The sequence below is a fragment of the Chryseobacterium carnipullorum genome, assembly GCF_003815695.1.
GTDB lineage: Bacteria > Bacteroidota > Bacteroidia > Flavobacteriales > Weeksellaceae > Chryseobacterium > Chryseobacterium carnipullorum.
Genome location: NZ_CP033920.1, coordinates 5,074,743 through 5,089,825 on the forward strand (window position 1 = coordinate 5,074,743; position 15,083 = coordinate 5,089,825).

Genomic DNA, 15,083 nt, shown 5'->3' on the forward strand with positions numbered 1-15,083 from the left:
TAAGCCGGATTCGGGGTGAAAAAATTATAGTTTTTAGTACAGTAATTATTTGGTGGAATTAAAAAGTATTTTGTATCTTTGCGACCTGTTATTCAACCTCTGACGAAGAACGTGTAAGTTGCTTAGCTTTAACATTTTATTTTATTAAAAATGGATTTATTAAAGTACGTACAAGATCAGTACATTACTAAAAAAGATTTCCCTGAATTCAAAGCAGGAGACACAATTACTGTGTATTACGAAATTAAAGAAGGACAAAAGACAAGAACTCAGTTCTTCAAAGGTACCGTTATCCAATTGAGAGGTACTGGAGCTACCAAAACATTTACTATCAGAAAAATGAGTGGTGATGTAGGTGTAGAAAGAGTATTCCCTATCAACATGCCTGCACTTCAGAAAATTGAAGTTGACAGAAGAGGTAGAGTTAGAAGATCTAGAATTTATTACTTCAGAGACCTTAGAGGTAAAAAAGCTAGAATCAAGGATGCTGCTTACAAGAAAAAGTAATTCAGACAACAATACATACAAAAAGAGACTATCTAATTCAGGTAGTCTCTTTTTATTTTGATAAAATGACGGTGTTACTTAATAAAATCATACAGCGCACTAAAAAACTTTGGATACACCTCTATATGGGGAAGATGCCCTACATTTTCAAGTTCCACTAATTTTGAACCTGCAATTTCACGTTGCGTTTTTTTACCCAATTCCTGATACTGCCCCATCTTAGGCTGAAGCGCTCTGTCTTTTCCTATTGCTGTTCTGTCTCTTGTTCCGATGATAAGCAATGTGGGTGTTTTTATATTTTTAAATTCATAACAGACAGGCTGGTTATAGATCATATCTGAAGTGAGGGCGGCATCCCATGCTACCTGAGGATATTCTTTATGTAAAGTCCATCCGGCAATAAGGTCAAGCCAGGGCTGATATTCAGCTTTCCATTTGTTGTCATAATAGAATTTCATCTGATAATTTTTATAGGTTTCAGCCGTATTTTTGAGTTCCGACTGATAGGCCTGATCTATAGTTTGATAGCCCGCAAAAGCTTTATAATCTTCCAGACCTATAGGATTTTCAAGAATAAGCTTCTGTACTTTTTCGGGATACAGGAGGGTAAATCTTGTTGCCACCATTCCGCCCATAGAATGCCCGAGAACTATTGTTTTTTCTATTTGCAACTGATCCAATATAGCTTTTGTATTTTCAGCCAGCTGCGAAAAAGAAAACTGATAACTTTGAGGTTTTGAAGATTTTCCAAATCCTATCTGATCCGGAATAATGACTCTGAATCCTTTTTCCGAAAGATCTTTTGCCGTTTTTTCCCAATAAGCCCCGTTAAAATTCTTCCCGTGGAGAAGCATAATTGTTTTTCCATTGGGCTTTTGGGGTTGTACATCCATATAAGCCATCTTCAGATTGTTATTTTGAGACTTAAGATCAATAAAATGCACTTCGTAAGGATACTGATAGTTGGACAACATGGCATCCAATGGCTTTATCTGTGAAAATACGAACACCGGGAAAGCTGAGAGCATGCTCACGACAATTGCCTTTCTGAAATATTTCATGTGAAAATTTATTTAAAGACTAAAATTAAAAAAACCGATCCAAAAGGAACGGTTTTTACTATTATTTTATGGATTATTTTTTAAACAGCTTCTACTACTTTCAATTCTTTTTTTGAAGGCAGATTCATCAGAACAATAGCAAAAAGGATAAGAATAATTCCTCCCCACTGGATGAGCAGTACTTTTTCCCCTAATAAAACGAAAGCCATCGTTACTGAAACCGGAAGTTCCAATGATGAAACAATACTTCCCAAACCCAGTCCCGCATTCGGGAAACCGATATTGAATAAGATCGGAGGAACAATGGTTCCAAACAAAGCTAATACAAATCCATAGGTCCAGAATATGGAATAGTTAAAGGAATGAATGTGCTCTGTATTTTCTGTAAAATTAAGGTATAATGATTTTAAACCGTCAAAATACATAGGCCCGATCTGAGCAAAAAACAAAAATGCAAAGACCACGACTGATCCACCACAAAGCATGACAATACTTTTCCTGAATACCGGAAGATGAGTAGCCAACGTATTGGAGGTAAACATGGTCATGGTATATGAAGCGGCAGCCATCAGGCCCCAAAAAATTCCGTGCCAGTCTAATTCTATATCCATATTGATCAGATTGGTAGCCAATACAGTTCCTACCAATACAATAATCACAGAAACCACTTTTCTGGCATTTGGTAATTTCTTTGCTATAAAACTTTCTACCACTACACTAAACCAGACAGACTGCATCAACAGCACAATGGCAATAGAAACATTGATATACTGAACTGCAATATAATAAAAGAGACTGGTACAGCCTAAAGATGTCCCTGCGATCATCAGCATCTTCACTTCTTTGGAACTCGGTGATGAAAGTTTCTGTTTTGATGTGATCGTCTGAATAAAATTCAGGATCAGAAGTCCGACAATGCCCAGTAAAAACTGAGAAGTAGTGACTTCTGAGGTGGTATAACCATCATGATAAGCCATTTTTACAAATGTAGCCAGCATTCCGTATATACTGGCCCCGATCCCTACGAATAACACTCCCTTGAGTATATTTTTCTTCTTCATAATTTTTTTTACAGCCCGCAAAGTTACGACATAATAATGGAAATACCCGGAGACGTCAATATGATAGATAAATAAAATCGCCGCAAGCAAGCTTGCGGCGATTCTCAAAAATTATTGATGTCAATAATTATTTCTTAACGATTACTTTGGATGAAGCTTCGAAACCAAGGCCTTTTATTTTTACCATATAGGTTCCGTTCACTAAGTTATTTGTAGAGACAGCTTTCTTCTCTGCAGGAGAAATTTTATCTTCTGAAGAAACGAGCTTTCCTGACATATCATAGATTTCAAGGCTTACCTTTCCTATGGTACTGCTTGGGAAGTTGATATAGAACTCATCTCTAGCAGGATTCGGATAGATAGAAATACTATTTTTAGCCGTTTTTACTTCTTCTGTTGATAATGCAGAGCATCCTTCAGGAAGGGTAAAGCTTTCTGTCTGGTCATTGATGTTCGTCATCGATCCTGCAGTAGCACCTGATCCCAAACCTCTTTTAGCAAAAACTCTCCAGATCATACATTTATCTACTCCTCCCGTTGTTGCCAATTCTGCCTGAAGTATTGCATTTCTTCCATCAATGAAAGTTGGATTACAAGTCTGCAGTTTTAATGCGTCTGTTACCAGCTGAAGCACTCTTGCGCTTCCACTATTCGCATTAGCAGTTACATCAGATGCATAGCCATATTTTTCAACATATTTCCAGTTCAGATCCCAAAGCATTGTTGCCCATACAAATCCGATAGAGTGAACATCCGGGACCAAAACTCCATTCTGATTGGTGTACTCCATTCCATTGGTTCTTCCATAGGTATAGTTGTTCACAGCAAAATCAGGTGAATATTTGGCAGGTCTGATTCCAAGGGCTGTAGTTGTCTGTCCGCTAGCATATGTCCCAATTCCTCTGGCTACCGTCGCATTATCTCCAGGCCTGTTGGTCAGCATTAATGCAAAGAAATCAGACCATCCTTCGCCCATCTGTTCTTTATCTGCATTTGAATTTAAGCAGTTATAACCAGTTCCTGTCATTCTGTTGGAGATTCCGTGACCATATTCGTGTGCAACAATTCCGTTATCGAAACTTCCGTCATATTTTGTATCAGCTCTCAGGTCTACATTTACCGTGGTAGCTGCAGCCAGTTTTGTTTTAATAAATTCTCCTTCAGCATTGGTAATCAATATTGAAGGTATTGTTATTGTAGCATCAGTACCTCCCATATTTCCAATGGTAGCGCCATTGGCTGTATTATTATAAATGATTGCGCCAATAGCTCCTGCATTCTGTGCATTTTTCACTTTCACCGTAAAACCACAATTGGTTCCACCACCTCTTTCGATCAGTCCTATTTTGCCTGCCATTTCACCTGCCGGTAAGGCTGTACATCCGTCAATAATACTTGCCAGCTTTACATCTCCTGTTATTCCAACATCATTTAAGGCAGGTCCAAACTGAGCAACCCCTGCATTTACAACACGGCCAACTGCATCAGATGGAGCTTTATAAAATAATTTACGATTTGAACCTAACCACAGATACATTTGCATAACCGGGTTATAATTGTCCTGATAAGATGCAAAATTGGCATTATTAAAACCTCCTCCATCTTGTGACTGTGCAAAAACCTCATCATCATCCAGACCACCGTTTCCAAAATTATTGCTCTGGAAGTTTCTGGCTGATTCTGTAAATCCGAATTTATAGAAAACATCATGCATCATATTATTTATATAAAATAAATTCGTCGTAGCTGCAGATAAGTTATTGTAGGTTAAAGCATTCGGATCATAAGGAAAATTGAAATTTCTGGCTGCTCCTCCATCCGGAGAGATCCCAAAAGTTAGCTCATTGGCATCTTTATCCTCATAAGCATATACGTTGTTTCCTCGTGTGATAGTATAATGTGTTGTGACATTGGAGTGCCAACCTTCCGGAGAGGAGGAAAGAATCCAAGGATTATTTACAATAGCTCTTGATCCAAAGGTAGGTGCTTCTATCGGTAAAGGAAAAACGTTGTAAGATGCATTGTCTGGTGCTAAAGTAACCAAATTGCCAGTATTCATACGGTAAGCACTTTCAGCCTGAGGTAATGAAGCCACTGTATTTTCGTCATGAGCATACGCTTCATCGTGGAAATTACATGAAAGGTTTAAATTAAGCTTACTTAAAATCTTCCCTGTATTCGCATCGACAAGAATATTCCAGTGATTTGTTGTTTTAGGCTCGTGTAATAAGAATTCATATGCCAATCTCAGGTTTTGACTTTCATCCGTAGTATATACCAGTCTCTGTTTAGCAACAGTTAATTTATTAGATCCTTTTTCAAAAAAAGCAAAAATCGGAAGATCAGAAATAGCATCAGTTCCTAAATCAGCAGCTATTTTCTGCAACGCTGACTCTTTTGTTATTCCTACAGTATTGGAAGTTGACCCTTTATAGTCCTTGAGAAAGTTATCTGAATAATACGTAATTTTACTATCCTGAATCAAGGCCGTTCCTGCAGAACCATAAACAGGCAGTCCATTATAAGTCTGCTGAAACTTTACAACATTTCCGTTCATTGATTTTGAAGCATCAATATTATCAATGACGAAATTGGTAAGATCATTCTTCTTATATTCTCTTGTCTTGTTTTGAGAAATATAATCTTTAACTAACTTCTCGTTATCTTGTGCAAATAAACTAGAAGGAAATACTGCGAATACAGCAAATAAAAGAGGTAGAGTTATCTTTTTCATTTTTACTAATAAAGGCGCTAATGTACAAATAATTCACAATTAATTCGTTTTTTAGGTAAATTATTTAGAAAAATAAAATAATTACACAAAAGAAATCTCATTACAGGGATTTTTATCATTTATGCAAACAGGCAGTACTACATCGTCTCATAAAAAAAGCTGCCTTAAAAGACAGCTTAACCTTTCTATTTTTTGATGATCTTTTCTGAATAGATTTCGTTTTTATTATTTATAACATTAACAATATAAACTCCTTCTTTTCGGGAACTGATATCGATGTCTATTTCTTTTTCATTACGCAGCATTTTACTGTACACTGCATTTCCACTCAAGTCTCTGATTTCCAATCTTGCTGATTCAAGTTTATTTTTCAAAATAACTTTAAACAGTCCGGTAGTAGGATTGGGTGTCAGTTTGAAGATCTTTTCTCCTGCCAATGGCTTCGCAGCTCTCGGCACAGGAGGACATTTCATTGTGATATCGTAATCAAAATAAGGATAGTTATTCCAGCTGTACGCAATCTTATATGATCCGTTTTGAAGATACACCATACTCAATCTGAACTTCTGCTCGCCTGTTGCTCCATTATTTACCGGATAATTAAAATCCGACGGCTGAAAATAATAATTGAAAAAATTACCGGCTCCAAAGGAAGGATTAAATGTTACTGGAAACACGGTTCCATCCTCTACACTTACTATCTCCAGTTTAAAATTCACCAAAGTAGCTCCTGCAGGAAGGTTGTAATACCCACCAATACCAGATGTACTCTCTATACATTCTCCCGGTTCATATCTGAAATTCACAGTCGCTAAGCTACCTGGGTCACAGATATTGGTTGCCAGCTCCTTCCAGTAATCTACTTCAGTATGCCCTACAGAAAAGCCATTGGGTCTGTTATAATAGAGTCTTGACAAAGCACCGTTATCAGGATCTGCAATATTGGTTTCCAATGGTCCACTATATAAGCCACCTGCACTGGAAATAGATGCAGCCGCCTGTAATGCCTGAGTATCTGTATTGGCATGAATCATTGTAAACTGTGTCTGATAGTCAACTTTAAACTTCACCACATCCTCAAATGCCAAAGGGCTATTTAAGCCAGTATTATTATAATTGACAAGATATGAATCGTTAGGGGTTCCTGAATTCCTTTCTGCATCAGTAAATATGACAATCTTTAGAGGCTGACTAAGATTTAAGGTATTCTGACTGCTTACAATATCCGGCGTAAAAGCTCCGTTGAAAGCAGTTCCAATCAGATCCAAGGATTCATTAAAATAATCCCCAAAATCAAGACGTCTTTTAAAGTTTTGTGCGATGAAACCATCATTGGTAAAATCACTTTCAATGTAAATCAAGGCTTTATTTGCTCCGGCGGGATCTCCGTATATTCCTGCCCCGTATTGTACAACAGCCACTCTGTTTCTGGGATTACAGGCTAAAAGTTGCTCTATCAGTTTAACTGCGCCGCGTTTCATGTGAGCGTAGCTATCATTAGTCGTAGATCCTCCATTATCGAGCATAATAATATAATCTGAGGATTGCTGGGCATTAAAATTATTCCATGACATGATAAATGCCACGACGAAAAATAAGAATGTTTTTTTCATGGTTATTATTTAAATTTAGTTGGCTAAAAATAATATTTTTTTCTCTATTTGATGAAATAATTTAAGAATAATCAATTAAATTAAAACAATTCACAATAAAACTATATGAGAAATAAAAAAAATAACAAACGAAGGAAACTCAACCCACATACCATCAGAGGATTACGCTCAAAATCCCCTTTTTCCCAGAAACAAAAAAAGCCGCTCTTCCGAGCGGCTTCCTATATTCAAATGGGTTAAAGATTATTTACCTTCTTCCATTTTTCTTTTCAATTCTGCTAATGCATCGATATCTCCAAGAGTTGATCTTTCTTCGTTGTTTGAAGAAGAAGATACGTTTCTAGAAGAAGAGTCTTTCATATTTTTCTTTTCTTCGTCTCTGAAGATTCCAGTATGAGAAACTACTACTCTCTTGAATTCCTTGTTGAATTCGATTACTTTGAACTGAGCATCTTCCCCTTTCTTGATTTTAGATCCATCTTCTTTCTCTAATAATCTTGATGGGCAGAAAGCTTCTACTTCAACGTCTTCAAACTGCACAGAAGCTCCTTTATCGTGAACTTCTACAGCTTTACCAGCGTGGATTGTACCTTCAGCATATTTAGTTTCGAATTTATCCCAAGGGTTTTCAGTTAATTGCTTGTGACCTAAAGATAATCTTCTAGCCTGAATATCTAATTCAAGAACAATAACATCTAATTTATCACCTACTGCACAGAATTCAGATGGGTGCTTGATTTTCTTAGTCCAAGAAAGATCAGAGATGTAGATCAAACCGTCGATACCTTCTTCTAACTCTACGAATACACCAAAGTTAGTGAAGTTTCTTACCGTTCCTACATGCTGAGATCCTACAGGATACTTAGCTTCAATATTTTCCCATGGATCTTTAGATAATTGTTTCATACCTAAAGAGATTTTTCTGTCTTCTCTGTCTAAAGTAAGTACTTCAGCTTCAACTTCATCCCCTACTTTCACGAAATCACCTGCAGATCTTAAGTGAGTAGACCAAGACATTTCAGAAACGTGGATTAATCCTTCTACCCCTGGAGCGATTTCTACGAATGCACCATAGTCAGCAAGAACTACTACTTTTCCTTTTACTTTATCTCCAACTTTCATGTCAGCAGAAAGAGCATCCCAAGGATGAGCTTCTAATTGCTTCATACCTAACTGGATTCTTGTTTTCTCGTCATCAAAATCAAGGATAACAACTTTTACAGTCTGTCCGTCCTCAAGGATTTCAGATGGGTGGTTCACTCTAGACCAAGAAAGATCTGTAATGTGGATCAATCCATCAACACCTCCTAAGTCAATGAATACCCCGTAAGAAGTAATATTCTTAACAGTACCTTCAAGAACCTGACCTTTTTCAAGCTGAGCGATGATTTCTTTTTTCTGACCTTCGATATCTGCTTCGATCAATGCTTTGTGAGATACTACTACGTTTTTGAACTCAGGGTTGATTTTCACAACTTTGAACTCCATAGTTTTACCTACGAACTGATCGTAATCTTTAATTGGCTTAACGTCAATTTGAGAACCTGGTAAGAATGCTTCGATTCCGTGAACGTCAACGATCATACCTCCTTTAGTTCTAGACTTAACAAAACCGTTAACGATTTCTCCAGTTTCGTGAAGTTCGTTTACTCTATCCCAAGCTTTAAGCGTTCTAGCTTTTCTGTGAGATAACTGTAATTGTCCAGTTTTGTCTTCTCTTCTGTCTACCATTACTTCCACATCATCACCTACTTTCAGGCCTGGGTTGTAACGGAATTCGTTAAGAGAAATAACACCTTCTGATTTGAAGTCGATGTCAACGATAGCTTCTTTATCAGTTAATCTTACAACTTTACCAGTGATAACGTCGTTATCATTTAAACTGCTAAGAGATCCATTGTAGATTTCTTCTAAATCGCTTTTTTCTTTTCTTGCGTCTGCATCAAGACCTGATTCGAAAGAATCCCAATCAAATTGTTCTGGTGCTACGTTTTGGTTTAATAAAACCTCTGCTGAATTTGTCTCTTTTGACATTTTCTAATAAAATTTGTATTCCTTCTTTTTTAATGGTCTGAATGAATGTGGATCTAAAAAATACGGAAGTAATTAATTTTTAATAATTTACCTTATCAAACCTTTCACACAAAAGTGGGTGCAAAGATATGAAATTTATTTAAGATAAGTATAATAAATTTATTTTTCAAATGTACTTTCTAAAACCTTCTTAAATTCATTTTCATTACCATAATTATAGAAAGGAACCGCCGTAATTTTGTAGGTATCTGTATAAATTTTGATAGATTTTTGTTCGTTTCCTATAACCTTCAAAAAATCTTCTTTCCATTTGTCATATCCTATCAGGTGAGCTCCTTTTGGCTCTATAAATACTTGAAAAGTTAGCTGTTTGTTGGCTCGTTCGCTACAAAACAGTAAAAAATCAGGTTCAAATGCACGACCGTATTTATCAAAAATTTTAATTTCTCTTTCGTTCCGAATGAGATGAATATTTTCAAACTTGTGACTGAAACCTTCAAAACGTCTGGAGAACAATGAGACAAACGCCTTTTCTTCAATCGTTCCAAAATTATCGTTGAAAGAAAACCAATCTTCTTTATCTAAATTGACTCTAAACCTATCGCTAGTTTCTGATTGACTTTTTGCTCTTTCGCTATATTTATTTACCCTGATTTCCTTATCCCTGAATACCTGATGAATAGGTTGCGGATAATATTCTGAACCTTCATAATCCGTAGAGTTATTTTTAATTTCAACTTCTATACTTTGCAGAAGTCCATTCAATGCCTGAAGGTAATCAAAATGCGAAATCTCCTGAAGACGGTTATAACTTCCGAGAAATGTAATTTCCAAGTTACTCAGATAATTTTTATCCTCAATAAAATCTGAAAGTGACCTGATATTAGGAAAGTACCGAGAAAGGTTATCGAAATAATAAAAAGGATTCCTGCTTAATGCGTATCCGATAACATGTTTTGGAATATCTTTAAGTTGAATATCCTGAGGCTTTATTACTTCATCAAAAGAGATGAGACTTTCTAATTCAAAAAACGCATTTGAAACTCTTCCGCCTCCAGAAGAGAGCTGATGTCGATAATTTGTTTTGGTAACTCCCAAATCCATAAACGATTTTACTTTATCAAAATTTTTAGGCTGCTTTTTATTAGAAAAAACATACCCTTTCTTATATAATTCAGAATTTTTAAATATTGGCTTTAGGGTAAGTTTCTTGGTTTCGAGATTGATATCATCTTCATAAATTCCTGTTTCTACCAATGCTTTTTTTAATTCTGAAATATAACGGCTGTCTTCTTTGGTATGGTAGTATAATTCTTCTAAAATCTTTAAATCGTTTGAAACATCATCATCATATTTCCTGACAAACTTATCGTCGCCTTGTTCCAGTGCAAAAGGAAAATATCTGGCTCCACGCCCAATCAATTGAGCTTCCGAAAGCGTTGTTTTGCCTGGATTCCCATCCTTTCCGTCACGATCTTCATATAACCTTACAATATCAAATAAATTAAGAACATCCCAGCCTTCATTCAGTTTTTGGACCGCAAATACAGCACGAATCGGGTTATTTTCATCTTCTAAAGTATTGAGTAAAATCTGATTTTTCTCAGCCTCAGAATCGTTATTCGCACTCAGACAATTTTCTTCCCGGAAATTGATATGAATTCGCTGTGCTACCTCATTCAATGAAATATTTTTGGTTTCAAAAAACTGAAAAGCCTTCTGTACAATGGGAACCGTAGAAGTTTTCCTTATCTTTTCGATCATCTGCTCCGATAAATCATCAATGAGTTTGTGGAAATTGTCTTTATTCTGTTCCGATTCTTTAATCGTTTTCTTCGCTTTAAAAAGAATAACGGGTTTTAAATTAATATTATTAGTAGTTGCCAATTCCTGACGGTATAAATTAAGAATCAATGCCTGAATGATCCGTTCCTTTTCGTCATACAAGGACCGGACAAGATTGATTTCTTTAGAAAATTTGTCTGTTCTGAACTGTGAAAGGTCATATTTATAAATTACTTTATCTTTATATTTATTGATAATTTCACGACTTTCATAATCAAGCGTTGCCGTAAACTCCAACAAAATATTATCAAAATTCTGGTGAAGTATTTTTAAAACAGTTTCCTCCCAACTTCCAAAAAGATTTCCAGCTTTTGTACCACTGCTCAAGTGATGCGCCTCATCGGCAATCATTACTATTTTTTTATCTGTAAAATCTTCGTAAGTAATGCTGTTTTCTTTGGTATTATTCAAATCAATATGCAACTGTTGGATGGTTGTAAATTTGATATTGATATTCTCATGATCGGCTTCATCAAAATTATGAATCTGTTTCAGAAAGACTTCTTTCCCATTGATGACAACTTTATCATTAAACAGATATTTAGAGGTTTGCGGATTGAGAAAATTATCTTTCGTTTTTTGAATGATATTGTTGCTGTTCACAAAAAACAAAAAATTCCGGTATCCTTTTTCATACAACTGAAGCATCAAACCTGCCATTACCAAAGTTTTTCCGCTTCCTGTTGCCATATTGTACAGTAAATGAAGTGGTTTATTGGGTTTCCCAACAAAATTTTCTGAATGACAGAGAATAAAACGCTGAAATGCTTCTTGCTGATAAGGTCTTTGGCCAAATTTCAAGTTACCTGAAATGTGCGTTGGAACGGTCACCTGAGATATGGCTCTTTTTCCGAATTCCTGTAAAAGTGTATCGTATAGAAATGCCATTTGCTAGTGTTTTATTTGGTAAAAATCTTTTGTTACTTTCTTTTCTTCCGGTGTACACTCAAAATTTTCGTCGTTAAGTGAAGAGAGGTTCACATATAGTTGGTTTTTGTTGAGCAGCTCACAAAGATGCTGTTTTTGCTCTTTCAGATGTAATGCTTTAAAATCTTCGAGGTATTGCTCTTGTTTTTTGATATCAATATTGTAATGGAGGAAGGATTTGGTTTTCATTTCTTCCCAAATTTTCAAGAGACTTTCAGAATCTTTAGCTTCTTCTATCTGCTCGATAAAGATCTGGTTGTATTTTTTGAGCTCGAGGTAAATGAATGAACCGCCGCCTTGCCAGTTGACGGATTTGGAAATGCCACCTTGTTCGCCATCGATTACTTTCTTTAAACGTTCAACAGCTACGGTTTCTATATAATCCATCTGTTCAATTCCGATATATTGACGATTCATTTTATGGGCAGTTGTAGCAGTCGTTCCGCTTCCGAAATGATAATCTAAAACAATATCATTTTCCAAAGTCGAAATTTCTATAATTTTTTCAATTAGTTGCTCTGGTTTAGGATATTCAAATACTTTTTTGTTGAATAAGTTTTGAAGAGTTTTAGCTCCTTGACCAGAAAAAGATTCTTCAATCCACGAATTAAAAACCACTTGTTTTGTTCCGTCTCTTTCATATATTTTTTCATACAACTCCTTTCTGCCTTCTTTTTCAACAAAAATCACTTCATTATTTTCAATTGCTTTTTTAAGTTTAACCTCACTCCATCTCCAACAACCATCTGTTCCATCTGGAAGAATAGGAAAAATAATTTCATCTCTAAAATTTATACCATAATATAAATTAGGTCTATCAATTCTCCTGCTATTACTTCCCCATTTTCTAATTAATTGAACTTTATACTTTCCTTTTTCATCTTGTAAGGAATATTTAGAATTATCTTCAATCGTAACTTTAAAAAGTTCTAATCTTGAAATATTCTTTGAAAAAGAAACGATTGTTTCATGAATTTGTGCAATAAACTTACTATCTTGTCTTCCTCCTCTGCCTTTCCAAACTATATTGCTGATAAAATTATCTCTGCCAAAAATTTCATCCATTAAAATTTTAAGATAGGCCTGCTCATTATCATCACATTGAACAAAAATAACCCCATCATCACTTAACAAATCTTTTGCAACATTTAATCTATTTTTCATAAATGTCAACCAAGTAGAATGATTAAAGGTATCATTATATTTAAAACCATCATTTCCAGTATTATAAGGCGGATCAATATAAATCAACTTCACTTTTCCTGTAAATTCTTTCTTTAGAGAGTGTAATGCCAAAAGATTATTTCCTTTGATAATAAGGTTATCCGTAATGGTTCCTTTTTCATTTCTATTCAATTGATCAAAACTCTTTTCGCCATCTTTATCAAATACTTTGGCATTGGTAAAAACTTTCGGATCAAGTAATTCGGTAATCTCGTCCTGTGCTAAAGTTTCATTAAAAAAAATTTCTTCTCTTTTATCCTCTTCACGGCTCTGCCCCCCTTCCAGAACACAATCTTTAAATGGCCAAACCAACGCTACTTCGTTGCGCTGTTTCAGATATTGACCATCAATCGATAACCCAACTTTATTCTTAAACTGTGTATAGCTGTCGTTGAGATAATTTTTCTGTTCAAGAAACTGGATGAAAAGATTTTGCTTAAATACTAAAACATCTTTTACCATAATAAAAAATTTTTCTTTCAAATCTGAATCGTGTAATAACAATTCAATCAATTCTTCATCAAAATTTTGTGCTTTGTTGAGTACCACCCATTTTTTAACTTCTCCATTGTCGGAAACATAATTGGATTCTTTTTTTATTTGATTTTCAAGTGTTTGATATAGCTTCATGGCATAATATTTAAAAAAATTTATGCTTCAAAAATATTATCAATCAGTAATGAAAAATTATGGGAAACCGTAGTTTAAATAATTATTGATTGAAATTTTAATAAAAAACAAAATCTCTTACCTTTGCACCATGGAATTAGAATCAATTTATCAAAAACTGCAGATTCAGGATATGAATCAGATGCAGAAATCTACATATAAAACTACGGAGAACAATACCGATGTTGTTTTGCTGTCTCCTACGGGTTCAGGGAAGACCCTTGCTTTTTTATTTCCGGTTCTTAGAAATCTGAAAAAAGAGAGTTCAGGAATTCAGGCACTTATTTTAGTTCCTGCAAGAGAGTTGGCATTACAGATTGAGCAGGTCTTCAAATCTATGGGGACAGATTTTAAAGTTTCTGTTTGTTATGGCGGACATGATAAAAAAATTGAAGTCAATAATTTAATTGAGGCTCCAGCGGTTTTGATCGGAACTCCCGGAAGAGTTGCCTATCATTTAAGAAATGACAATTTTGATCCTAAAACGATCAAGACTTTAGTTTTAGATGAATTTGATAAAGCTTTGGAATTAGGTTTTCATGAAGATATGGAATTCATTACCGGTTCTTTAAGAGGCCTGTCCCAAAGGATTCTGACTTCTGCAACTGCTATGGACGAAATTCCTACGTTCACAGGATTGAAAAATGAGAAGATCATTGATTTCTTAAAGTTAGGAGACGCAAAACCGGATATTCAATTGCGAAAAGTAATGACGATTTCTGAAGAAAAATTAGATACTCTGTTTCATTTGATCTGTAAAATAGGAAATAAAAGAACACTGATTTTCTGTAACCACCGTGAAGCGGTAGACCGTATTTCTGACCTTCTGGCTGACAAAGGAATCGACAGAGAAACTTTCCATGGGGGAATGGAACAGGACGAAAGAGAGCGTGCCTTACTGAAATTCAGAAATGACTCTGCAAGAATTTTGATTACTACCGATCTGGCTTCACGTGGACTTGACGTTCCTGAAGTGGAATCTATCGTCCATTATCAACTTCCCTCAAAAGAAGATGCCTTTATTCACAGAAATGGCCGTACAGCAAGAATGAATGCAAAAGGTTTCGCCTACCTGATCATGACTGAAGACGAAAATTTTCCATTCATTAAAAGCAATACACCGGAAGAAAGTGTTGCTGATTTTAATACAGTTCCTGAAAAAACACCTTTTCAGACCATCTATATCAGTGCGGGAAAAAAGGATAAAGTCAATAAAGTGGATATTGTAGGCTACCTTATCAAAAAAGGAGAATTACAGAAAGAAGATATCGGAATTATTGAAGTGAAAGATACTACTTCATACGTTGCGGTTTCCAGAAATAAAGTGAGTTTTGTTTTGAAGAAATTAAGCACTGAAAAACTGAAAGGTAAAAAAGTAAAAATGGAAGTTGCCTATTAATAATAAGCA

General features: G+C 35.3%; 9 protein-coding genes. 2 read left to right on the top strand and 7 right to left on the bottom strand.

What is annotated here, in order from left to right; all coding sequences use genetic code 11:
- The first annotated feature begins 150 nt into the window (after positions 1-150).
- The gene (rplS, locus tag EG346_RS23025) at positions 151-507 is read left to right on the top strand and encodes a 50S ribosomal protein L19 (RefSeq protein WP_034704964.1); all 357 of its coding nucleotides are present in this window, start codon (positions 151-153) and stop codon (positions 505-507) included.
- Between the two features lie 74 nt (positions 508-581).
- On the opposite strand, the gene EG346_RS23030 is transcribed toward rplS, so the two are convergent.
- The 7 genes from EG346_RS23030 to EG346_RS23060 form a co-directional block, all read right to left on the bottom strand.
- Complete coding sequence (locus EG346_RS23030; protein ID WP_123882091.1) at positions 582-1,568, bottom strand: alpha/beta fold hydrolase; 987 nt, start codon at positions 1,566-1,568, stop codon at positions 582-584.
- Between the two features lie 80 nt (positions 1,569-1,648).
- Complete coding sequence (locus EG346_RS23035; protein ID WP_123882094.1) at positions 1,649-2,629, bottom strand: EamA family transporter; 981 nt, start codon at positions 2,627-2,629, stop codon at positions 1,649-1,651.
- A 127-nt stretch (positions 2,630-2,756) separates the two neighbouring features.
- Positions 2,757-5,363 carry a T9SS-dependent M36 family metallopeptidase gene (locus EG346_RS23040; RefSeq protein ID WP_123882097.1) on the bottom strand — a complete coding sequence of 869 codons (2,607 nt, stop codon included), beginning with the start codon at positions 5,361-5,363 and terminating at the stop codon, positions 2,757-2,759.
- Positions 5,364-5,548: 185 nt separating this feature from the next.
- Positions 5,549-6,976 carry a T9SS type A sorting domain-containing protein gene (locus EG346_RS23045; RefSeq protein ID WP_123882100.1) on the bottom strand — a complete coding sequence of 476 codons (1,428 nt, stop codon included), beginning with the start codon at positions 6,974-6,976 and terminating at the stop codon, positions 5,549-5,551.
- A gap of 243 nt (positions 6,977-7,219) precedes the next feature.
- Entirely contained in the window at positions 7,220-9,010 is a 1,791-nt protein-coding gene (gene rpsA / locus EG346_RS23050) for a 30S ribosomal protein S1 (RefSeq protein WP_073335052.1), read from the bottom strand.
- 159 nt (positions 9,011-9,169) lie between these two features.
- On the bottom strand, positions 9,170-11,743 hold the full coding sequence (locus EG346_RS23055) for a DEAD/DEAH box helicase family protein (protein ID WP_123882103.1): 2,574 nt from the start codon (positions 11,741-11,743) through the stop codon (positions 9,170-9,172).
- A 3-nt stretch (positions 11,744-11,746) separates the two neighbouring features.
- Positions 11,747-13,555: a DNA methyltransferase gene (locus EG346_RS23060; protein ID WP_228426367.1), complete on the bottom strand. Its 1,809-nt coding sequence runs from the start codon at positions 13,553-13,555 to the stop codon at positions 11,747-11,749.
- A 211-nt stretch (positions 13,556-13,766) separates the two neighbouring features.
- Here EG346_RS23060 and EG346_RS23065 point away from each other — a divergent pair, with 211 nt between their 5' ends.
- Complete coding sequence (locus tag EG346_RS23065; RefSeq protein WP_073335053.1) at positions 13,767-15,074, top strand: DEAD/DEAH box helicase; 1,308 nt, start codon at positions 13,767-13,769, stop codon at positions 15,072-15,074.
- Positions 15,075-15,083: the final 9 nt, after the last annotated feature.

Coding starts and splice junctions, on each gene's coding strand:
- rplS (WP_034704964.1), top strand. CDS start 151: ATGGATTTATTAAAGTACGTACAAGATCAGTACATTACTAAAAAAGAT.
- EG346_RS23030 (WP_123882091.1), bottom strand. CDS start 1,568: ATGAAATATTTCAGAAAGGCAATTGTCGTGAGCATGCTCTCAGCTTTC.
- EG346_RS23035 (WP_123882094.1), bottom strand. CDS start 2,629: ATGAAGAAGAAAAATATACTCAAGGGAGTGTTATTCGTAGGGATCGGG.
- EG346_RS23040 (WP_123882097.1), bottom strand. CDS start 5,363: ATGAAAAAGATAACTCTACCTCTTTTATTTGCTGTATTCGCAGTATTT.
- EG346_RS23045 (WP_123882100.1), bottom strand. CDS start 6,976: ATGAAAAAAACATTCTTATTTTTCGTCGTGGCATTTATCATGTCATGG.
- rpsA (WP_073335052.1), bottom strand. CDS start 9,010: ATGTCAAAAGAGACAAATTCAGCAGAGGTTTTATTAAACCAAAACGTA.
- EG346_RS23055 (WP_123882103.1), bottom strand. CDS start 11,743: ATGGCATTTCTATACGATACACTTTTACAGGAATTCGGAAAAAGAGCC.
- EG346_RS23065 (WP_073335053.1), top strand. CDS start 13,767: ATGGAATTAGAATCAATTTATCAAAAACTGCAGATTCAGGATATGAAT.